Below are 23,276 nucleotides of genomic sequence, written 5' to 3' on the forward strand. Positions count from 1 at the left end.
ATATGTAAAAATATGATTAAATAGTATATTGTTTTTTGTACTTTTTTATGTAATGTATAGAAATGAAAGTTGTTATAATCTCTGAAAGTGGAATGCTTAGCCAAACACCATCTATTCCTAAGAAATATGGAAGTATAAATCCAAATACAAGTGCAAAGAGAAAGGTTCTAGCAAATGAAATTATTGCAGATACTTTTCCGTTAGAAAAGGCTGTAAACATTGCAGATGCAAAAATATTAATTCCTACAAATAAAAATGCAATAGAAAACAATTTTAGTCCATGTATAGCAAGTATGAAAACTGGACTAGAATAAGGCACAAATATTCTCACTATGTATTTTCCAAAAATTAATGATGATAGAAATATAATTATAGAAGATACTGAAATAAATATTTTAGAGTAGTTAAAGGTTTCTTTTAGTTTATATTCATTTTTCGCCCCATAGTTAAAACTTATAAGTGGGGATATACCAGAGGAAAAACCTAGATATGTAGATACTAAAAGGAAATGAGCATATAAAATTATTGTTAATGCTGCAACACCATTTTCACCAGCATATTTAAGAGTAAGCATATTAAACAATAATGTTACAAAACCAGTTGAAAGTTCGGTAACCATCTCAGAAGAGCCATTTAACATAGTGTTTTTTATAAGGTTTAAGTTAAATTTAGTTTTTGTAAATTTAAGTTTAGATTTTTTTGTAAAGAAATAACTAAATCCCATTAATGTAGATATAAACACTCCAACAGAAGTTGCAATTGCAGCACCAGCTATACCAAGGTTAAAGTATTTTATAAGAATATAATCCAAAATTATGTTTATAATACCACCGACAATAGAAAGTAATAAGCTGAATTTGAAATTACCATCAGTTCGTACAAAAAATTCAAACATAGATTTTACAACGAAAAATGGTGAAAACATGAATATTATTCTTCCATAAGAAATACAATATGGCAATAGATTATCAGTAGCACCTAAAATCACGGAAATATCTTCTATGAATATATAACCTATTAAGCCTAGAATAATACCAATTATAGAAGCAACTAGAAAAATTAGTGAAAAAGCTTCATTGGCTTTTTTGAGTTTGTTTTCACCAAGATTTATAGCTACAAGAGCACTACCGCCAGTTCCAAACATAATGGATATACCAAAAATTAAATTTATTATAGGCAATGTTATATTGATACTTGCAAGTGCATCAGAGCCTATGAGTATTGATACAAACACTCCATCTACAATTGTATATAATGATATAAATATCATAGATATAATTGCTGGAGCGACAAATCTTAAAAACTCAATGAAAGTAAATTTCTTAGTAAAAGTAGCTTCCATTAAAACCCCTCCTTATATAACTAATTGATAAAAATAATTATAAAGTGTATAGTAACTATACAGTCAAGGAAAATATATATTAAAGGTTTTATTATAGGATTAAGGAGGGAACATGGGCAATAATGTTAAAGATAAATATTTTACTGTAAGTGAGTTTGCTAAATTATGTGGGGTTCAAAGAAAAACTCTCATTTTTTATGATAAAATAGGTATTTTTTCACCAGAATATAGAGATGAAAATAATTATAGACTTTACAGTTTAAGTCAGTATGATACGTTTACTATATTATTGGAATTAAGAGAACTTGATGTTTCATTAGATGAAATAAAGAAATATTTATATAATAGGACTCCACAAGAATATATAAGGCTTTTAAAAGATGAGAAAAGTAAGGCTACACTAAAAATTAAGAAATTAGAAAAAATGATTTATAATCTAACAAATAAAATAGGTGTCGCTCAAAAAGGCATGAAAGAATTTGAGAATAATAAAGTTTATATAAAAAAGTGTGAAGAGGAGTATTTAATATTATCAGATTTAAGTAGTTCTTCTCAAAATGAAATAATGATGGATGTTATTAATTTTGTTAAATATTGTGACGAAAATAATATATATGATGGATATCCAATAGGAGCAATAGTAAGAAAAAGCGATGTGGAAAATGAAAAATTTAATATTTTAAGTAAGTTATTTATAAAATTAGACAATAAAATAAATAATAATAAACTATTTGTAAAGCCCAGAGGCGAATATGTATGTATAAATCATAAAGGTGATTATGAAAGCACATATAAATCTTATGAAAAAATATTAAAATTTATTAAAGAGAATAATTATAAAATAATTGGAGATTCATATGAAAATACATTATTGGATTTCTTTGCACTTAAAAATGAAAAAGAATATTTAACTGAAATTATGATTAGAGTTATAAAAATATAGATACATGATCAGAATCACTTACAATTCAACACTATATTTTGTATAAAAATATTTTAAAGCTATTGAAAAATTTTAAATTTAAGCTTGTTTCCCTATATGTTAATTAAGTATGAGGGTGAGAAATACTTGTTATTTACTATAAATCTTTACTTTTATAAGACATTGATGTTTTTGTTTACACTTAAAAATTTTTTAATGTGATTTAATTTAAAATCTATATATTCATAAAAAAAATTAAAGTTTAAAAATAATGATATAATTTTAGTTTTTATAAGCTAATTTGCATAAAAAAGTATAAAAAAGTATAATAGATAATATGTGAACATAGGAATATATAATCTATATTTAACTTATCATTATAAGATTCTGTTATGATTTTAGTATAAGATGAATTTATTAGATATTACTAATTTAAAAATCCATAGATGTATAAGTTGAAACTAGAATTTGAAAACCTATATTGAAAGACTATATGAACGGTATTATAGTTTAAATTTAAAATTTTATTTTGGGAGAGAGTTCAAATATGAATCAAGAATTAATTAATTACATAATTGAAGCTAATAAAGAATTAGCTATAAAAAAAGAATTGAAATTTTCTTTAAAAGAATGCTTAAGTGATCTTACAAAAAATAATCTAACTGACTTAGCTGGAATATATGAAATTGTTGGTAGACATAAAATGAAGAAAGATATGTTAGTAGATGAGTTATGTAGTAAGATTCAAGATGCTAATATATTGCAAGAAGATTTGGTTCCAGTAGATGCTGATGGGATGAAATTACTTCAGGAACTTAGAAATGAGAAGTATATAGAATGTACAACTATGCCAGTTGAAAATTATATATTTCTATATAATATAGGAATGGCTTTTACATATATTTCGGAAAATAAAGTATATATAGTTATGCCAACTGAAATAAAACATCTTACTGAAAAAATCAACTTTGAAAAGTTAGCGGTAAAACAAGAAAGATATAGAAATGTGCAAGAGTATTTATTAGCATTTTCTAATTTATATGGAATATTTGAAATAGAATTTTTTATGAATATTTTTAACGATAATAATGATGAAAAATTAGATGAAGAAGAATTTTTAGATATATTAGGTAAGTTTGCTGGTAATGTAGGTATGATTGAGTTCGATGATGAAAAAATTATACACCAAGCATTATTGGTTAATGAAGGAGAATATGAAACATTACAAGAACTTAGAGAAGGCAAAGAATACAAAATTTTACCTAATGAAGAATTGCTTAAATACGCAGATGAAGATTATGTGGAATTAACAGAGGATCATATAAAGTTAAAAAATTATTTAAATGAAATATGTATGAATACTGAGCTTGCAGAAGAAACCTTTGAAGATATATGCATGGGACTAGTAGATTCTGATTTTGATATTCAAAGAGTTCTTTTTGAGTTAGATAGAAGAAAAATAGAAATAAAAAATAGAAAACAATTAGATGAGATTGTAAAATTAGTAGCAAATGTTTCTAATAATTCAAGAAAATGGAGCAACAAAGGTTTTACTCCAAAAGAATTATCTTTAACGAAGTTAAATGTTAATGCTAATAAAAAGATAGTTGGAAGAAATGAACCTTGCATATGTGGAAGTGGCAAAAAGTACAAAAAATGTTGTGGAAAATAAATTTATAAAAACAAAAAGCATCTCAATTTATTATGGGGATGCTTTTTATTTTTATTTAGGAATGTATAATGAAAAAATTGGATAATATAACTTACATAGCAATTTAGAAAATCTAAGATATGAATGATTTAATTCTGAAAAAGTGTATAACTTCTAAAGTGGAAAGTGGTCAATAATTAATATAGTATTATATGTTAAAATTATAAAGTGTGGAGTTGAAAACATTATGGAATTTTATAATCAAATGGCATTAAGTGAGCTTGAAAAATGGAAAAAGGAAATGAGAAAGGGACCATCTATATTTGAAAAAGCTACTAAAGGAGTTCAAAATAAGTTTAATGGAATATTGCCCAATAAATATCATGAGTTTATGACTAGTACAATAAAAAATATGACTCAAGCAGTTTTATTTGGCTCAAAATATATTACTAAAAAACCTTATTTAGGTTTGTCTTTAAAGGAAAGGGAAGATTTAGTTGAAGAAAAAACTAAAGTTTATAAAAATACAGCAATTATAGAAGGTGCTGGAACTGGCGCCGGGGGGATAGCGTTAGGAATTGCTGATTTTCCATTATTATTAGGAATAAAAATAAAGCTTCTTTATGATATTGCTGCTATTTATGGCTTTGACGTTAAGGATTATAAAGAGAGATTGTATATACTAAATATATTCCAGCTGGCTTTTTCAAGTAAAAATCATGTAAATAAAGTCTTTTATACTATGGAAATTTGGGAAGATTATTGTAATATGTTACCAGATGATATAAATTTTTTTGATTGGAAAACATTTCAACAAGAGTACAGAGATTATATAGACCTTGCTAAATTATTACAGATGATACCAGGGGTAGGAGCTTTTGTAGGAGCTTATGTAAATAATAAACTTATAGAAAAATTGAGTAACACTGCAATACAAGCATATAGAATGAGAATACTTATTTAAAGTAAAATTATATATTATATAATTTAAAAGTGTTTAAAATAAAGGGGCTGTTGCACGTCCTGTTTAGGCAATCGCTAACCCCGTCCTTGGGGTTAGGTTCTGAAAATAAAACACAAATTTATAAGATTTTCTAATTCTATTTTTAATGAATAACTTATTTAAAAATTTTCTTACCATATTTTGAATTCAGAAATATTAATAAATGTCTTTTACAGTATAATTTTTTTGCGACATCTCCTCTATTTTACGTATCCAAGTTTTTGAACAAGTAATTTTAAAAGTAAACTTGACACCTTATAAGAAAAACGGAACTTTTAATACATATATTCAAATTATTGGATTAAAATGTATTTATATGCTAAAATTTAAGTAAATATTATGTTGAGTTTTAAGTGAATATTTAGAAGGGAATAAAATTTAAGTATACAAATATGTTAAGGTTACTTAAGATAGAGGAAATAAAATATGGAAAAGCAATTTTTATATTTAATAGGTCAATATGTTTTTGCTACCTTATTAATGAGATCAGCATTATATGAAAATAAACCCAAATTAAACTTAAAAAGTTGTGGAGTTTCACTTATATATTTGTTAATTCTTTTTATAATATCAACGGTTTTCAAATTAGATAACGGTGTTGTTATAGCTCAGTTCATATATATTTTTTTGTTTCCTATGAAATATAGAATATATAAAGGATCAATTAGAGAAGTCTCTTTTGTATATTATTCATCACTTGTAGCTACTTTATCAATAATAACAATTCATATATTATGTGAAGATTATATAATTTTAAATGGAGTTAACAAAGGTAATGTTATCATATATAATTTATGTTTTAGCTTTATAGGTATAATAATATTATTATTTAATTTATTTCATGTTGCCAGAGTATATAGGCCTAATATTAAGACATTGAGAACAAAAATAGGTTATTTAATATCATTTGTACCTTTTTCATATGTAATTTCTTTAACTCTACTATTTAGATTTATTATATTTCATAATTGTTTTTATGGAGTAATAATTTATAGTATATTTTGTTTGGGTACATTGATCTTTTACCCATTAATATATTTTTTTACTAAAAATATGAAATCATTAGAAGAAGCTATTTTTACTGCGGAAACAGATAATATAACTAGTGCTTATAGTAGAAGAAAATTTGAAGAGGATATCTTAAGTTTAATAAAAAAAGACATTGAATTTGGAATTTTCTATTTAGATATAAATGATTTTAAAAGTATAAATGATAATAATGGACATATTTTTGGCGATAAATGCTTAAAACATTTTATTGATATATTAAAAGAATATATTAATAAAGATGGACAAATATATAGGATAGGTGGAGATGAATTCTCAATAATAACTACTAAATGTGAAAAAATTTCAGATATTATTGAACTAATATGTAAAAACAAAATATATTTAAAAAATGATATAAATGAAAAAATTAATATTTCATTTAGTATAGGAAAAGCTATTTATCCGATAAATGGTAAGAATGTAACTGAAATTTTAACATTTGCGGACAATGAAATGTATAGAAATAAATGCTTTAAAAGAGGTAATTGATTATATAGCTATTTAGGATTGAAACTTAAAGGCTTTATAAGTACATCGACTTTAAATTTTTTCTTTATAACTATATAATTAGATTATAATTTTTATATGTATAATAAATTAAATAATAACTATTAAATTAAGATTAAAGTCCAATTAACAATATATTTAAGAAAGGAGTAATATGAAGTACGTTGACTCAAAGAAAATGAGAGAAATAGACAGTTATTGTATAAATCAATTAGGTATAAGTGGAATGATACTTATGGAAAATGCAGCAATAAAAATATTTAATGAGGTAGATGAAAAATTAAAAGAAATGTCTAATTCAAATATAGTTATAATTTCAGGTGTTGGCAATAATGGTGGAGATGGACTTGCATTATCAAGACATTTGCATTTACATAATTATAATGTGGAAGTATTTATAGTAGGAAATTTAAATAAAGCAAGTAATGATTTTAAAGAAAATTTTCAGATTATAAAGAATATAAATAAATTAGACGATAATAAGATAGGACTAAACTTCATAAATGAAAATACAGATTTAAAACAATTACAGACTTTAAATTATGCAGATGTAATTATTGATGGAATGTTTGGAACTGGGTTGAAAAGGAAAATTACAGGTGTTTATGAAAGTTTAATTCTAGAGGTCAACAAAAGTGTCGCTTATACTATAGCTATAGATATTCCATCTGGAATAAATAGTGATAATGGAGATGTTATGGGCGTAGCAATAAAAGCTGATGAAACTATAACATTGCAGTTACCAAAAGTAGGATTTTTAAAGGAAAATATATCAGAATTTTGTGGCAATATCAAGGTGGTTGATATAGGAATTCCTAAAAAAGTTATAGAAATGTTATAATATATAAATGTTTTGGGGGGTAGAAATAATGAGAGTTGAAGGGCTAATTCCAAGAACTAATACTATGTTTTCACAAATTAAAAAGGATGAGGAGAATATAAAATTAAATTTAAATAAAAATAATAAATTTAAAAAAACTGATATTATAAGCAATTTTCAAGAAGCTAAAGAAAACTTAATAAAACAAAAAGAAAATTTACAAAAACAAGATTTAACACCAGAAGAGAAAATTGAAAAAAATAAAGAGCTAGATGCTAAAATAAAGTTAGTAGAAGATCAAATGCAACAAGCTCTTATGATAGAAAAAGAAAAAGAATTAGAAAAAACAAAAGAAAAACTAGAAAATAAAGAAAAAGAAAATAAAAGTGGTGATGAAGAAAAAGATGGTGTTATAGTTTCCGAAAGTCTTAAAAATTTAATTAAAGCTAGAAATAGTATGGATAATATACATTCATTAAATACTACTAAAGGAAATTTAAAAGTAGAGTTAGGATATCTTGAATCTGTGAAATATCCTAATAATTTTGTTTCTAAGCAAAAATTAAAATTAGAAAAATCTATTCATAATATAGAAAGTAGGGCGAATAGTGAACTTAGTAAGGCAAATAGGGCTATAAAAAAAGAAAGCAATATGAAAAAGGAAAATGAGATAAAAAAAGAAGATAAAAAAGATATTATAGAAGATTAGAATATAGGGTTTTTTTAAACCCTATATTTATTTGTAAAATTATGCAATGATAATTATATTAATATAATTAAATTTTATTGTCTAATAAAGATTATAAGTATAAAATTAGGCTTTTTAAGTTATTTTGTTTTTATTTTTTATGAATTTTATTTAAAATAGAGATATATTTCAAAAATGTAATGTAATTTTAAGATTATGTCATGTTAATTTAAGGTTAATTTAATAATGCTAATGTATAATAGAGTAAGGCAAGTTTAAATCTTAGCAATTATCAGTTGAAAGGTTTAAAAGTAGTATTTATTTAAGCTATAGTTAAAATAGAAGTTCAAATAAAATTGCTCATAGAATCTAAAACTATTTTTATTTGAAATTATTTATTGAATTTTAAGTATTTTCGACAATGGTTCAATACTTATTAAATCCGATTTTGAATGGATAGTTTTAAAAGTTAACTTATAACTTTTTATACAAAGGTTAAAATCATAAAAACAAAAGTAAAGGCGGTGATTAAAATATTATGGAAGGAAAACTAAAAGGACTTAATGACAAGGATGTAGAAGAAAGAATTAAACGTGGTAAGGTTAATAATATTCCTAAACCACCTTCCCGAACATTAGCTCAGATTTTAAGAGCTAATATATTAACAAGCTATAATATTTTAAATATATCATTAGCAGTGCTGTTAATCTTAATAGGTTCACCTAAGGATGCTGTTTTTATAGTAATAGTAATAGCAAATATAATATTAGGTGCATTTCAAGAAATACATGCAAAAAAAATATTAGAAAGGTTAGCAGTCATTAATAGTAAAAGAGCATATGTTATAAGAAATGGAAAAACTAAAAATATTACAGCAGATGAAATAGTAATAGATGACATAATGATTTTAAAGACAGGAGATCAGATATTAGTAGACTGTGAAGTTATACAAGACGTTGAAATGGAAGTTGATGAATCTATGATTACTGGTGAATCAGATTCTATATTAAAGCAAAATGGGAGTAAACTTTTATCAGGTAGTGTTGTAACAGCAGGTCAGTGTTATGCAGTAGCACGTTGTGTCGGAGAAGAAACATATGCAGCAAAACTTGCAAATGAAGCAAGGAAATTTAAACTAATAAATTCTGAACTTCAAAAATCTACAGGAAAGATATTTAAAATAATAATGTGGATGATACTTCCATTAGGAGTACTTTTAACCACTAGTCAACTTATGTCAGGAAATGAAAGTTGGAAAAGTGCATTAATTGGTTCTGTTACAGGAATTATAGGAATGATTCCAGAAGGATTAATTTTATTAACTAGCACCACTTTTGTTGTGGCAGTTATAAGACTTTCTAAACTTCATACTCTTGTTCAGGAATTACCAGCTACAGAGGTTTTAGCTCGTGTAGATGTGTTATGTTTAGATAAGACAGGAACAATTACTAAAGGTGATTTAAAAGTAAGTGAAATTGTAGCATTAAAAGAAAATAATATAAAAGATGTAGAAAAATATACATCTGCAATAGCATATAGTTTTTTAGGTGGGAATCAGACTAATAAGGCTATACTTGACAAATTTAAGGAAAATCCAAATTTGAAAGTAAAAAGTAAAATTCCTTTCTCATCTAAAAGAAAATGGACAGCTGTAGAATTTGAAGATGAAGGAGCATGGGTATTAGGTGCACCAGAGGTTATTTTAAAAGAAGGTTATGTAAATATAGCTAAATGTGTCAAAAGTGCAGCAGAGGCTGGAAAAAGAATTCTTTTATTAGCAAAATTTAATGGAGAAATTTTAAATGAGAATTTAAATGGAAATGTACAGGGGGTAGGGCTTGTATTTCTTGAAGATATAATAAGAGATAACGCTGAAGAAGCTATAGATTATTTTGAAAAAGAAAATGTAAAAATAAAAATTATATCAGGAGATAATCCGATAACTGTTTCAGCTATAGCTAAGAAAGTTGGAATTAAAAATGGAGAAAAATATATTGATTCTAGATTACTTCCAGAAAGTGAAGAAGAATTAGCTAAAGTTGTAGAAGAGACATGTGTATTTGGTAGAGTGACACCTCATCAAAAGAGAAGAATAGTTAAGGCTTTAAAATCTAATGAGCATACGGTAGCTATGACAGGGGACGGAGTTAATGATGTTTTAGCATTAAAGGAAGCTGATTGTGGTATAGCTATGGCTAGTGGTGCAGATGCTACAAAGGCGGTGGCACAACTTGTACTTATGAATTCAGATTTTGCTTCATTACCAAGTGTTGTAACAGAAGGACGTCAACTTATAAATAATTTAGAAAAAGTATCAGAACTTTTCTTATCTAAAATAGTATATTTTATAATTATGTGTATATCATTTTCGCTATTAAGATTACCATTTCCTATTACTCCATTTCAATTAACTTTAATTGGGAGTATAACTATAGGAATACCATCATTTTTCTTAGCGTTAGCACCTAACAAAGAAAGAATTAAAAAGAATTTTTTGAAAAGAGTTTTACAAGTGTCAATACCTAATGGGGTGATGATAGGGATAAGTACTACAATTGCTTTTCTTGTGGGCTTTCATAGTGGACTTTCTATGAAACAGTCTTCATCATTATCTTTAGTTGTGTTTACTGCATTAAGTTTATTTGTTGTATTTAAGGTGTCAAGGCCATTAAATCTATATAGAATATTGATATTGTTTGGAATGGTATTATTGTTTATAGGGGCGTTTACTATACCGTTTGTAAGAAATATTTTTGATATAGCACCATTTGTTACTACAAAAGCTAATGGAATGCTTATAATAACTATTATAGGAACGTTAGGTATGATATTTATACCTAAAATAGTAAAAAAAATAATGAATAAGCCGCAGGTTTGTTAAAATAAAGGGGAAATTATTAAATAATAGAGCAAATTACTTGTCTATTTCACGAAATCTTGTGTTGGCAGGACCTAATAATAAACAATTATTACTAGAATCTGACAGTATTGAATTTCATAAAATATATGTTGTAATTTGCTTCTATTATTTTCTTTTATATCCATAAAAATAAATTTTTATGGATATAAAATAGTTATTTAGAAAGTATAAATCAAGTTTTTGAACTATTATTTTATAAATAATCTGTTTAAAAGGAGAATGTCTATGAATTTGAATTTACCTAAGGAGATTTGTGATTTGATAGATATGGATAACATAGAAAAAGTATGTATTGGATGCTCTAAAGCTGAAGTATTTAAAATTAATATGCAAAATAGAAATGCCTATTTGAAAACATGTAAAAGTAAATATGAAATATTTAAGCAAGAAGTGAATTTACTGGATTGGCTCAAAGGAAAGATAAATGTTCCAGAAGTATTACTATATATAGGTGATTGTAATAATCAAATTTTAATAATGTCAGAAATAAAGGGAGAAAATACGCTGAATTTACTAAGAAAAAGTTGTAACAAAGAGTTAATAATAAAAAATTTAGCTAAAGGATTAAGAATGATTCATGATATAGATATTAAAAACTGTAATATATTTCAAACTTTAGATGTTAAATTAAAAGAAGGAAGAAAAAATATAGAGCAAAAACTTGTGAATTTTAATTGTAGTAAGGATAAAAATTATTTAGAAATTGCTAATAAATTAGAGAGTATGAGGCCTGAATGTGAAGATTTAGTATTAGTTCATGGAGATTACTGTCTACCTAATATAATTCAACATAACGGAAAAATAAGTGGTTTTATAGATTGGGGAAGAGGTGGTATTGGCGATAGATATCAAGATATAGGAATTGCATGTAGAAGTATAAGAACTAATTTTGGTGATGATCATTATGTAAAATTATTTTTAGATGAATATGGTTTGGATAAATATGATGCTAATAAAATTGCTTATTATATTTTATTAGATGAATTATTTTAAATAAATACAGTAGTACAATTCTAGAATACAATCTAAGTTAATTTTTAACTATAGGTTGTATTTTTTATAAAAGTCGAAATTTAAACTAATTTGTAAAAAAATACATAATAATGTAGACTAAAAAAAACACATGAAATATAATAATATTAAAGAGGTAAATTAAAAAATAATTAGGCATCTTAATTTATTATGGTATAAGATTATAAAAATTTTATAGATGAGGTTTATTATGAATTTAGAGTTAACTGAAGACAAGAAAACAATATCCAGGTTAGATATTAATAAAATAATTATGTATATAGCATTGATTTTACTTATTATAAGTTTTTTAGGAGCATTTTATATTAAATATTTACCAATAGATAAATATATTACGGCCTATGATTTTAAAATAATAAATGGGACTTTAGCTATTATTTCTATGGCTAGTTGCTGGATTTATTATTATACATATAAAAAAAGTGATTTTTTTATAATATCTTTATTTTATTTAAGTTTTACAGTGGAAAGATTATATATTAATTTTAAGTTGTATAATCAAAGCCATGATTTAAATGCAAGATTATCATTGATTATTGGTGCATATATTTTAAGAACAGTATTAATTACATTTACAGTTAAAAAAGAGCAGAATAAATTAATTAAATTAATGGAAAACAATAAAATTTTTTCAATAATTACAATAATAATATTAACAATATTACTAAATAATTTTGAATTAAATTTATCAAAAATTAATAATAATATGTTTAAACAAAATTTGTATTTAAATATAAATTGCATTTTTATAATTTACTATATTTTCATATTAACTTTACTTACGAAAAAAAGTGAAAAGAATAAAGATTTTATATATACAATTATTATTTTAAGTTTAGGTTTTTTTACAATAAAAAGAATTTATTTATTATATTTTATAAAATTTAAAATAGAAAATATATATATTAGTTGCAATATATTAACTTTTTTAGGTTTTAATTCACTTATTTTAGGATTATTCATTGAAATGATTATAAAAGAAAAAGAAAGTGATAGATTAAAAAAAGAGTTAAAGATATTTTATGAGCTGGCTGAATATAATCAAAGAAACGAAATTGTAGTATATGACGAAAATGAAAATATAGTGTATGCTAATAAAAAAATAAGAGAATCTAGCTGCAATAAGTTTAGTTCAAGAGAAGAACAGAATAAAGAACTTGAATTAAGGTTGAAAAAAAATATTATTTTTAATGATAAAAAGGAAATAGAGTTTAAAATCGAGAAGGATGGATTATATAAAAAAGTGCTGTTTAATGATGGAAAAGTTCATAACTTAGACATACAAAAGATTCACCTTAATAATAATGTTGATAGGATGGTATGTACATTAGTAGATATGTCAGATGAATATGAAGCACATAAAAGATTAGTTATAAGCGAAAATAAATTAGCAACAATAACTGAAAATATTAAAGACTTAATAATAACAATAGACAATAATGGAATAATAACATATGTTAATAATGCAGTTTTAGAAACTTTAGATTATGATAGGAATGAGCTTAATAATAAACATTATAGCAAACTAATTAATTTTAAAGTTTGTAACAATAAATTTTTAGATTCAGATTATGAAAATCATATTTGGATTAAGCATAAAATTTTAACTAAGCAAGAAAAATTGATTGTAGTAGATTCCTTAATAAGTAATATGCTAAACGAAGAAGGACAGGCTATAGGAAAAATAATAGTTTCTAGAGATCTTAGCTGTAAAAATGAAGTTGATATTTTAAAAGAAAAATATGATGAAATAAAAGAATATGATAGAATAAAGACGGAAATTTTTTCTAATTTATCTCATGAAGTTAGAACGCCGATAAATATAATATATTCATCTGTACAACTTTTAAATAATAAGAAAAATTTAAGTACAGAGGATTTTCTATGTTCTTATGATAAATATGAGAGTATTATAAGAGAAAATTGTAATAGAATGCTTAAACTTGTAAATAATTTATTAGATATAACTAAAATTGAAAGTGGATTTATGAAAATGAATTTTAAAGATTATAATGTAGTTAAATTAATAGAGGACGTAACAATGTCAGTAGTTCCTTATGCTGATATAAAAAATATAAACATTATATTTGATACAGACTTTGAAGAGTTGGAGATAAAAAGTGATAAAGATAAATTAGAACAAGTAATTTTAAATTTATTATCTAATGCCATAAAATTTACAGAAGAACAAGGAAATATATTGGTGTATATTTCCAAAGAGGATGATTTTGTTATAATACGAGTTAAAGATGATGGTATAGGTATACCAAAAGAATTTAGGGAGCATATATTTGACAGATTTGCACAAAGTAATAAAAATTATAACAAAGAAAAAAGTGGGACAGGTATAGGATTAGCATTAGTAAAATCTTTAATAGCTCTACATGATGGCAAAGTTTATTTAAATGAGGAATTAGAAGAAGGTAGTGAATTTATTATTAAACTTCCTATTGTAAAGTGCAATTGCAAAGATGAAATGAATATGTTATTAATGAATAATAGTATAAAATCGGTAAATGAAAAAGTATCAGTAGAATTTTATGATTTATATTAAAAACCAAAATTTACTTTGGATTATTTTGTATAACAATAGTATATTGAAAAAAATCAATATAGAGTAGAGATATTTTAATATAATCACTGTATTTTAAAAATTTTATCTATACAATATTATAAAATTTGTGGTATCATCTAACTTTGTAATGATAAATTAAATAAACAACATAAACTTAGAATAAAAGACAGATACTATAAATAAATAAAGTTAAATATTAATAGTTGATATAGTGAGTAATTTATAAATAAAATACTCACTATTATTAATTAAAAATTTAAATAAAGGTCATAAATTAATAAAAAAATTAAGTCTTAATAAGTGAGGGTGAAAAAATGAAAATAGGATTCGATCATAAGAAATATCTTGAAGAACAATCAAAATATATTTTAGAAAGAGTTAATAATTATGACAAACTATATCTTGAGTTTGGTGGAAAATTATTATTTGATTTACATGCAAAAAGGGTTTTGCCAGGTTTTGATGAGAATGCAAAAATAAAATTATTACATAAATTAAAAGAAAAAGTTGAAGTTGTTATTTGTGTATATGCAGGGGACATTGAAAGAAACAAAATAAGAGGTGACTTTGGCATTACATATGATATGGATGTTTTAAGACTAATAGATGATTTGAGATCTTATGAACTAGACGTGAATAGTGTTGTAATAACTAGATATGAAGGTCAACCAGCAACTAAAGTATTTATAAATAAGTTAGAACGTAGAGGAATAAAAGTATATAAACATAAATCTACAAAAGGATATCCAACAGATGTAGATACTATAGTTAGTGATGAAGGATATGGACAAAATCCGTACATAGAGACAAGTAAACCAATAGTAGTTGTTACAGCACCAGGACCAGGAAGTGGAAAGCTTGCAACATGTCTTAGCCAGTTATACCATGAGTATAGAAGAGGTAATGTAGCAGGATATTCGAAGTTTGAAACATTCCCAGTTTGGAATGTACCTCTAAAACACCCTCTTAATATAGCTTATGAGGCTGCTACAGCAGACTTAAAAGATGTAAATATGATAGATTCATTCCATTTTGATGCTTATGGGAAAGTAGCAGTAAACTATAACCGTGATATAGAAAGTTTCCCAGTTTTAAAAAGAATTATAGAAAAAATAACTGGAGAAGAGGCTGTCTATAAATCTCCAACAGATATGGGCGTTAATAGAGTTGGATATGGAATAATTGATGATGAGGTAGTAAAAGATGCATCACAGCAAGAAATTATTAGAAGATACTTTAAAACAGCATGTGATTATAAAAAAGGTTATGCAGATAAAGATACGTTCCAAAGAGTAAAACTTATAATGGAAGAACTTAATTTAAAAGAGCAAGATAGAAAAGTTGTAATGCCAGCGAGAGAGCATTCAGCAAAACTTAAAGAAAACTGTGCAAAAAATGAAATATGTCCAGCAGTAGCCTTAGAACTTGAAGATGGAACTATATTAACAGGTAAAAGTTCAAATGTTATGGATGCAACAGCAGCAGTAGTATTAAATGCTATTAAACATTTTGCTAATATATCAGATGAAATACATTTAATATCACCAGTTATATTGGAACCAATAATAAACTTAAAGTCTAAAACATTAGGTAGTAAAAACACAGCATTAACATGTGAAGAAATATTAATAGCACTTAGCATTTGTGCAGCTACAAACCCTATGGCACAAGTTGCTATGGCAAAATTACCAATGCTTAAAGGATGTCAAGCACATTCAACTACAATATTAAACAAAAATGATGAGCAGACATTTAGAAAAATTGGAATAGATATAACTTGTGACCCAGAATATCCATCAGAAAATCTTTATTACAATTAAATAGAATATATTTTTTATAGGGCAATCTCAAAATACAATAATATAATAAAAGGGATTGCCCTTTTATTATGTTTAAAGACAACATAGGGATATAAAAGTTAAACTAAAGTTATATATTAAGAGTTTATAGTTTAAAATTATATGTTAAGTTTTAACTATGATTGATACAATTAAAGGCTTTATGTATAATAAAGGCTAGTGATTTACATGAAAAATATGAAGATATATTGTAAGATATGGAGTGATTTAATATGAGAATGAGAAGAAAGCCGTGGGCTAGGCCAGAATTAGAGAGTTGTGATTTCTTTGTTACTAAACCTAGTGAACATAAAGGGAAATGGAAAGAAAGTTTTAAAAAAGTTCAACCTTTATATTTAGAGTTAGGTTGCGGAAAAGGTACATTTATAGCTGTACATGCTGCAGAAAATAAAAATATTAACTATATAGCTATAGATATAAAAGATGAAGTTTTAGTTTTAGCAAAAAGAAATATAGAAAATGCAGTTGATGAAAAAGGAAGAAAAGTTGATAATGTAAAACTTATGGCACAGGAAATTGGTCTTATTGAAGAGATGTTAAATGAAGAAGATGAGATTGAGAAAATATATATAAATTTTTGTAATCCGTGGCCAAAAGAAAAACATAAAAAAAGAAGATTAACACATACAAGACAATTAAATAAATATAAAACCTTTTTAAAAAAGAACGGAGAAATATGGTTTAAAACTGATGATGATGAACTTTTTGAAGAGTCATTAGAGTATTTTAAAGAGTGCAAGTTTAATATAAAGTACATAACTTATGATCTACATAAAAGTGATTTTGAAGGTAATGTTGTAACAGAACATGAAGAAATGTTTACAGCACAAGGAATAAAAACAAAGTTTTTAATAGCAACATTATAATAAAATTTATAATAAATGTACGGTGATAAATTTTTGTTATCAGTTGAGAAAAATAAGTACAAATATAGTTAGTTAAGAATTATGAATTATGAATTATGAATTAAGAATTTAGGATGAAAGTGGCAACCACTTTCTGAAAATGATTTTAAAAAATCTATCAATATAATTTGCTTTGAAAATTTATAAAAAGATACGTTGAGAATTACTAGGAACGAAGTGAGTAGTAATAACCACAACTGTTCACTATTCACTCTTAACTTTTAACTAAAATAATCTGTTAGTTATTGATAAAATATTAATTTGAATTTTCTTATTTGATAAACAAATAAGTTTAAAATTTAATTTGGAACACTATAATAGATAAAAAGGAATTAATATTAATTAAGAATATTTAGTATAAATGTAGATATTTTAATATATTTGTTTTATAATAAATATTGAAAAGAGAATAATATAATTAGCTAGGGGTGCTATTAAAGCTGAGAGGTATTGATATACTAACCCTTGAACCTGAAATTGGATAATACCAGCGTAGGAAAGCGTTATTAAAACGAGAAGTTTTAGTTTTGTGCAAATTTTATAGTTTTATATTTAAGTATAAAAAGCTATATCCAAGTTGGGTATAGCTTTTATTGTGTTTAGAAAATTTTTAATTTTAAGATTAGGGGGGAGTTTTATGAAATTTACAGATTATTTATATTCAAGTTCGAAAGAGATATGGGAAGGCTACAAAAAACATCCATTTATATGTAATTTAGCTAATGGAACATTGGATAAAAATAAATTTATGAAATATCTTATACAAGATTATTTATACCTTAAGGAATATGCGAAAGTATTTTGTGTAGGGGTTGTAAAGGCGGATACTATGGAAGAGATGAAGTTTTTTTATAGTTCAACTAAGGGAACTATGGAAGATGAAACAGCAGTCCATATAAAGTATTTAACAGATCATGGTTATAAGATAGAGGATGTTGAAAAAATGGAGTATAACATTGCTACAATAAATTATACAAGTTATATGAAGTCTATAGCATTAACAGGGAATATAAAAGAAATAGCTATTGCAACATTACCATGCACTTGGAGTTATAATTATATAGGTAAGTATTTGTTAGAAAATTATAAAGATAATTTAGAAGAAAACTTTTATAGGCCTTGGATTGAAGAATATTCTTCTAAAGATTTTAATGATTTTACAGATGTATGGTTAGAATATGTAAATAAAATTTGCAATGATTTAAATGAAAAGGAAAAAAAAAGGCTAAAAGATATATTTGTAAAATGTAGCCTTTATGAAATGGAGTTTTGGAACATGGCAAATCAAGATATGTAAATTTGGTTATGTTATGCTGGTATATAAGTAAAAAATTTTCTTCTTTTCAAATTTAATTAGTGATTGATATTTATATTAAAATCAAAAGGAGTATGATAATGGTTATATTAGTTACAATACTTAGTGTAATTTTAATGATTATGTATTTTATAGACTTAAGAAAAGAAAAATTCAATATAAGAACTATGGTTATCACAGCTATGTTTAGTGCAATATCATTTGTACTTTATTTAATACAATTTATAAAATATCCTCAAGGTGGGGGGATTAGTTTATTTTCTATGTTACCTGTAATGCTTCTATCTATATTATATGGAAGAAGAGTAGGGCTTACAGGCGGTATGATTTTTGGACTTTTAAAACTGTTAAATGGAGCAACGGTAGTACATCCAGCACAGTTCTTATTAGATTATGTGCTTTCAACAATGGCGCTAGGGCTTGCTGGCACTTTTGGAAGTAGTAAAAAGTTAAATTTAATTGGAGGCTGTTTACTGGCAGTATCGCTAAGTGTATTTGTAAATATAGTATCAGGAGCAGTCTTCTTTGGGCAATATGCACCTGAAGGAATGAATGTTTGGTTATATTCATTTGTCTATAATATAAGTAGTGCAGGGGTAGAGGGATTGTTAACAGTTGGTTTAATGGCAGTTTTACCAATAAAAAGATTTAGTAAAATAGCTAAACCAGTATAAATTTATTTTATGTTTAAATTTTAATCTATTTTTCATGAATAAATTGAAAACTATCTTAAAATAAAATTTTTTAGGGTAGTTTTTTAATGCTTAATTTTAATATGTCACTTGACTTTTAGCTTGTTTAATTTTATATTTAACGGTGTATAATTATGAAATTATAATTTAAAATGCTATGAAATTTTAATTGTATTAAATGTTTGGAGAGATAAAGATGAAACGTAATACATTACCAATTAAAACAATTGTAGCTGTTGGAATTGGATCTGCCGTATTTATGATATTAGGTCGTTTTGGGTCAATACCAACAGGTATACCGAATACAAACATAGAAACTGCGTATGCATTTTTAGCGTTGATGGCGTTACTGTATGGTCCTTTAGCAGGATTTTTAATCGGTCTTATAGGCCATGGATTAAAAGATATAATTTTTTATGGTTCACCTTGGATAAGCTGGGTTATAGCATCTGCTATTATGGGGTTTATTATAGGCGTAGGTTGTAAAAAAATTAAGATTAATGAAGGGATTTTTGGGAAAAAACAGATTATTGTTTTTAATATTGTACAAATTATATCAAATATTGTAGCGTGGGGGTTACTTGCACCAAGCTTAGATATTTTAATATATGCAGAGCCTTCTAATAAGGTGTTTTTACAAGGAATTATAGGGGGAACATCTAATACTATTACAGTTGGAATATTAGGTACTATCCTTATAATAAATTATGCTAAAACTAGAACCCAAAAGGGTAGTTTAGATAAAGAATACTAAAAGTATACCGGAGAAACAACTCCGGTATTTTAATTGAAAAAATCAATATGTTGTAAAAATAGAAAGTTTAGGATGAAACTGTGGTACAAAGTTTTTTTAAGTTAAGGTTTTATTTAACAGTGTAAATATCATTTAGTGGATTTGTTGTTTTAGTTAAGCAATAAAAATATAATTGTGAAGTTCTATAGGGTTCCAAGTTGACTCTTAAATTTACTGATTCCAAAACTTGGATACCCAAAATAGTGAGACATGCTCGGAAATTCTTAAAATTCAACACTACATTTTGCATAAAAATATTTTAAAGTTATTGAATAAATTTAAATGCGAGCTTGTTTCCCTATATAATACAGGTATATATAAATAACGAATAGTTATTGTATAGATTTAAAAAGGAGGACGGTATATGAAAAAACCGATTTTAGAATTTAATGATTTTTCAGTTCAATATATAGTTCAAGCTAGACCTACATTAAAAAATATAAATTTGACTATATATGAAGGAGAAAAAGTTCTTATAGTAGGACCTTCGGGATGTGGAAAAAGTACTCTTTCAAATTGTATAAATGGGTTAATTCCTTTTTCATATAAAGCAGAGACTACTGGAAGTTTAAAAATTATGGGACAAGAGGCTAATGAATTAAGTATTTTTGAAATATCTACAATGGTTGGAACAGTACTACAAGATCCAGATAGCCAATTTATTGGACTAACAGTTGGAGAAGATATAGCCTTTAAATTAGAAAATTGTTGTGTCATGCAAAAGGATATGAAAGATAAAGTTGAATATGTAGCTGAATTAGTTGATATAAATAGTCACTTATATTCATCACCTCATAATTTATCCGGTGGTCAAAAGCAAAGAGTAACATTAGCAGGAGCTATTGTTGATGATGTAGATATATTGCTCTTTGATGAGCCTTTAGCGAGTTTAGATCCAGCATCAGGAAAAACATCTATTGAATTTATAGATAAAATACAAAAGGAAACTAATAAAACAGTTTTAATAGTAGAACATAGGTTGGAAGATGTACTACATTGTGATGTTGATAGAATAATAGTTATGAATGAAGGGGTGATAATAGCTGACACTACACCAAATAAGCTTTTAGCTTCAAATATTTTAATTAAAAATGGAATAAGGGAACCTTTATATATAACTGCGCTTAAATATGCAGGATGTCATATTACCGAGGAAATGAACGCTAAAAATGTAGAAATAATAGATATAAATGAATGTAAAGAAAAGTTAAATAGTTGGTACCTTAATTCAGTAGATGAAAAGAAAAGAGAAAAAAATAAATCTATACTAGAACTTCAGAATGTTTCATTTCAATATAATGAAGAAAAACAAATATTAAAAGATGTATCATTTAATATATTAAAAGGAGATATGGTTAGTATAGTAGGAAAAAATGGAGCAGGTAAGTCGACTATTTCTAAACTTATATGTGGATTTTACAAGCCAACTGGTGGAAAAATATTTTTTGATGGTGAGGATATAGAAAAGAGAACAATAAAAGAAAGAGCAGAAAAAATAGGTATGGTAATGCAAAATCCCAATCAAATGATATCTAAAACTATGATATTTGATGAGGTTGCATTAGGACTTAAGGTCAGAGGAATAGATAAAGAAGAAATAGAAGAGAGAGTATATAAAACTTTAAAAATTTGTGGATTATATGAGTACAGAAATTGGCCAATATCTGCATTAAGTTTTGGACAGAAGAAACGTGTCACAATAGCATCAATTTTAGTTTTAAATCCAGAAATAATAATATTAGATGAGCCAACTGCTGGACAAGATTTTAAGCATTATAATGAAATTATGGAGTTTTTATTAGAATTAAATAAAAAGGGAGTAACTATTATAATGATTACTCATGATATGCATCTAATGTTGGAGTATAGCAACAAAGCTATAGTTTTATCACAGGGAGAGAAGATTGCTGATGATTTATCAATGAATATTTTAACTGATGATAGAATAATAAAGGTAGCTAATCTTAAAGAAACATCTTTGCAAAAATTGGCATTAAAATCTCATATAGATAATCCTAAAAAGTTTATTGAAAGATTTATTGAAGAAGATAGGGGTGGAAGAAAATAATGAGTGATACGATGCTGTCTTATATAAATAAAGACTCAATAATACATAACTTGACGGGAGCTACAAAACTTATATTTTTTATATTATGGGCCTTAGCATCTATGTTAACGTATGATACTAGGGTATTAGTAATAATGTTTATTTTAAGTATAGTTATTTTTAAAATGTCTAAATTGAAGTTTAAAAATGTAGCTATTATAATATACTTCATATTATTTTTCCTATTACTTAATAATATAGCTATATTTATATTCTCACCTTATCAAGGTGTAGAAATATACAAAACTAAACATGTATTATTTCATATGCTAGGTAATTATTCTTTAACATTAGAACAATTATTTTATCAATTTAATATAACAATAAAGTATTTTTCCGTAATACCAGTAGCACTTTTATTTATACTAGCTACAGATCCAAGTGAATTTGCAGCTTCTTTAAATAAAATAGGTGTCAACTATCGTATAGCTTATTCAGTTGCAATAGCGTTAAGGTATATACCAGATATTCAAAGGGATTATAAAGATATTTCTTTTGCACAACAAGCAAGAGGAATAGATATGTCTAAAAAAGAAAAGTTAAGCAAAAGAATAAAAAACTCAGCATCTATACTTATGCCTTTAATATTTTCAAGTTTAGATAGAATAGATACTATAAGTGCAGCTATGGAGTTAAGAGCTTTTGGAAAAATGAAAAAACGTACATGGTATAATGCAAGAGATTTTAGAAAAAATGATTATATAGCTTTAATTGTAGTAACAGGGTTATTTATTTTATCTTTATACTTTACACTAAAAAATAATAGCAGATTTTATAATCCATTTATATAGAATTTCAAATTTTAAAAGATATATTTAAGTTTATTCATCAAGTCTTTGGTATTAGTTGATAAAAATAAGTACAACTGCATTTAGTTAATAGTTAAAAGGTAAAAGTTTAACACTGCATCTTGTATGAAAATATTTTAAGGTTATTTAATAAATTAAAAGAAAGATATTTTATTGACATAAAATGGAGTAGCTTTACGCACATGCTTGTTTCCCTATATAAATAGTAAATATAAAACCTTCACAGCATAAAAACGTTGTGAAGGTTTTATGTTATGTAAAAATTTAACTTAATTTGGTATCTAAA

The 23,276-nt window shown here is 25.3% G+C and carries 17 protein-coding genes and 1 riboswitch; of the genes, 16 read left to right on the plus strand and 1 reads right to left on the minus strand.

Going from position 1 to position 23,276, the window contains the following annotated elements:
• Positions 1–16: 16 nt before the first annotated feature.
• On the minus strand, positions 17–1,342 hold the full coding sequence (locus ACYUE0_RS07090) for an MATE family efflux transporter (protein ID WP_460270007.1): 1,326 nt from the start codon (positions 1,340–1,342) through the stop codon (positions 17–19).
• A 112-nt stretch (positions 1,343–1,454) separates the two neighbouring features.
• Here ACYUE0_RS07090 and ACYUE0_RS07095 point away from each other — a divergent pair, with 112 nt between their 5' ends.
• The 16 genes from ACYUE0_RS07095 (at position 1,455) to ACYUE0_RS07170 (ending at position 22,972) form a co-directional block, all read left to right on the plus strand.
• Positions 1,455–2,285 carry a MerR family transcriptional regulator gene (locus tag ACYUE0_RS07095; protein ID WP_460270008.1) on the plus strand — a complete coding sequence of 277 codons (831 nt, stop codon included), beginning with the start codon at positions 1,455–1,457 and terminating at the stop codon, positions 2,283–2,285.
• Positions 2,286–2,811: 526 nt separating this feature from the next.
• Complete coding sequence (locus ACYUE0_RS07100) at positions 2,812–3,936, plus strand: SEC-C metal-binding domain-containing protein (RefSeq protein WP_460270009.1); 1,125 nt, start codon at positions 2,812–2,814, stop codon at positions 3,934–3,936.
• Positions 3,937–4,162: 226 nt separating this feature from the next.
• The gene (locus ACYUE0_RS07105) at positions 4,163–4,879 is read left to right on the plus strand and encodes an EcsC family protein (protein WP_460270010.1); all 717 of its coding nucleotides are present in this window, start codon (positions 4,163–4,165) and stop codon (positions 4,877–4,879) included.
• Positions 4,880–5,344: 465 nt separating this feature from the next.
• A complete protein-coding gene (locus ACYUE0_RS07110) occupies positions 5,345–6,457 on the plus strand; it encodes a GGDEF domain-containing protein (protein WP_460270011.1) in 1,113 nt (370 codons plus the stop codon).
• Positions 6,458–6,629: 172 nt separating this feature from the next.
• Positions 6,630–7,316, plus strand: a complete 687-nt coding sequence (locus ACYUE0_RS07115; RefSeq protein ID WP_460270012.1) for an NAD(P)H-hydrate epimerase — start codon at positions 6,630–6,632, stop codon at positions 7,314–7,316.
• A 28-nt stretch (positions 7,317–7,344) separates the two neighbouring features.
• Positions 7,345–8,004 carry a hypothetical protein gene (locus ACYUE0_RS07120; protein ID WP_460270013.1) on the plus strand — a complete coding sequence of 220 codons (660 nt, stop codon included), beginning with the start codon at positions 7,345–7,347 and terminating at the stop codon, positions 8,002–8,004.
• 517 nt (positions 8,005–8,521) lie between these two features.
• The gene (locus tag ACYUE0_RS07125; protein WP_460270014.1) at positions 8,522–10,864 is read left to right on the plus strand and encodes a cation-translocating P-type ATPase; all 2,343 of its coding nucleotides are present in this window, start codon (positions 8,522–8,524) and stop codon (positions 10,862–10,864) included.
• A 264-nt stretch (positions 10,865–11,128) separates the two neighbouring features.
• The gene (locus ACYUE0_RS07130) at positions 11,129–11,896 is read left to right on the plus strand and encodes an APH(3') family aminoglycoside O-phosphotransferase (protein WP_460270015.1); all 768 of its coding nucleotides are present in this window, start codon (positions 11,129–11,131) and stop codon (positions 11,894–11,896) included.
• A 229-nt stretch (positions 11,897–12,125) separates the two neighbouring features.
• Positions 12,126–14,489, plus strand: coding sequence for a sensor histidine kinase (locus ACYUE0_RS07135; protein ID WP_460270016.1), 2,364 nt, complete (start codon positions 12,126–12,128; stop codon positions 14,487–14,489).
• Between the two features lie 335 nt (positions 14,490–14,824).
• Positions 14,825–16,330 carry a DUF1846 domain-containing protein gene (locus ACYUE0_RS07140; protein WP_061994417.1) on the plus strand — a complete coding sequence of 502 codons (1,506 nt, stop codon included), beginning with the start codon at positions 14,825–14,827 and terminating at the stop codon, positions 16,328–16,330.
• A 251-nt stretch (positions 16,331–16,581) separates the two neighbouring features.
• Positions 16,582–17,235: a tRNA (guanosine(46)-N7)-methyltransferase TrmB gene (trmB, locus tag ACYUE0_RS07145; protein ID WP_061994416.1), complete on the plus strand. Its 654-nt coding sequence runs from the start codon at positions 16,582–16,584 to the stop codon at positions 17,233–17,235.
• Between the two features lie 453 nt (positions 17,236–17,688).
• Positions 17,689–17,790: riboswitch (TPP riboswitch) on the plus strand.
• Between the two features lie 121 nt (positions 17,791–17,911).
• Positions 17,912–18,571 carry a thiaminase II gene (tenA, locus tag ACYUE0_RS07150; RefSeq protein WP_460270017.1) on the plus strand — a complete coding sequence of 220 codons (660 nt, stop codon included), beginning with the start codon at positions 17,912–17,914 and terminating at the stop codon, positions 18,569–18,571.
• A 92-nt stretch (positions 18,572–18,663) separates the two neighbouring features.
• A complete protein-coding gene (gene thiT / locus ACYUE0_RS07155; RefSeq protein ID WP_460270018.1) occupies positions 18,664–19,263 on the plus strand; it encodes an energy-coupled thiamine transporter ThiT in 600 nt (199 codons plus the stop codon).
• 214 nt (positions 19,264–19,477) lie between these two features.
• Positions 19,478–20,035: an ECF-type riboflavin transporter substrate-binding protein gene (locus ACYUE0_RS07160; protein ID WP_460270019.1), complete on the plus strand. Its 558-nt coding sequence runs from the start codon at positions 19,478–19,480 to the stop codon at positions 20,033–20,035.
• 403 nt (positions 20,036–20,438) lie between these two features.
• Positions 20,439–22,142 carry an ABC transporter ATP-binding protein gene (locus ACYUE0_RS07165; RefSeq protein ID WP_460270020.1) on the plus strand — a complete coding sequence of 568 codons (1,704 nt, stop codon included), beginning with the start codon at positions 20,439–20,441 and terminating at the stop codon, positions 22,140–22,142.
• Entirely contained in the window at positions 22,142–22,972 is an 831-nt protein-coding gene (locus tag ACYUE0_RS07170) for an energy-coupling factor transporter transmembrane component T family protein (RefSeq protein ID WP_061994411.1), read from the plus strand. The genes ACYUE0_RS07165 and ACYUE0_RS07170 overlap by 1 nt, the downstream gene beginning before the upstream one ends.
• Positions 22,973–23,276 lie beyond the last annotated feature (304 nt).

The organism is Clostridium sp. CTA-19 (assembly GCF_054767855.1).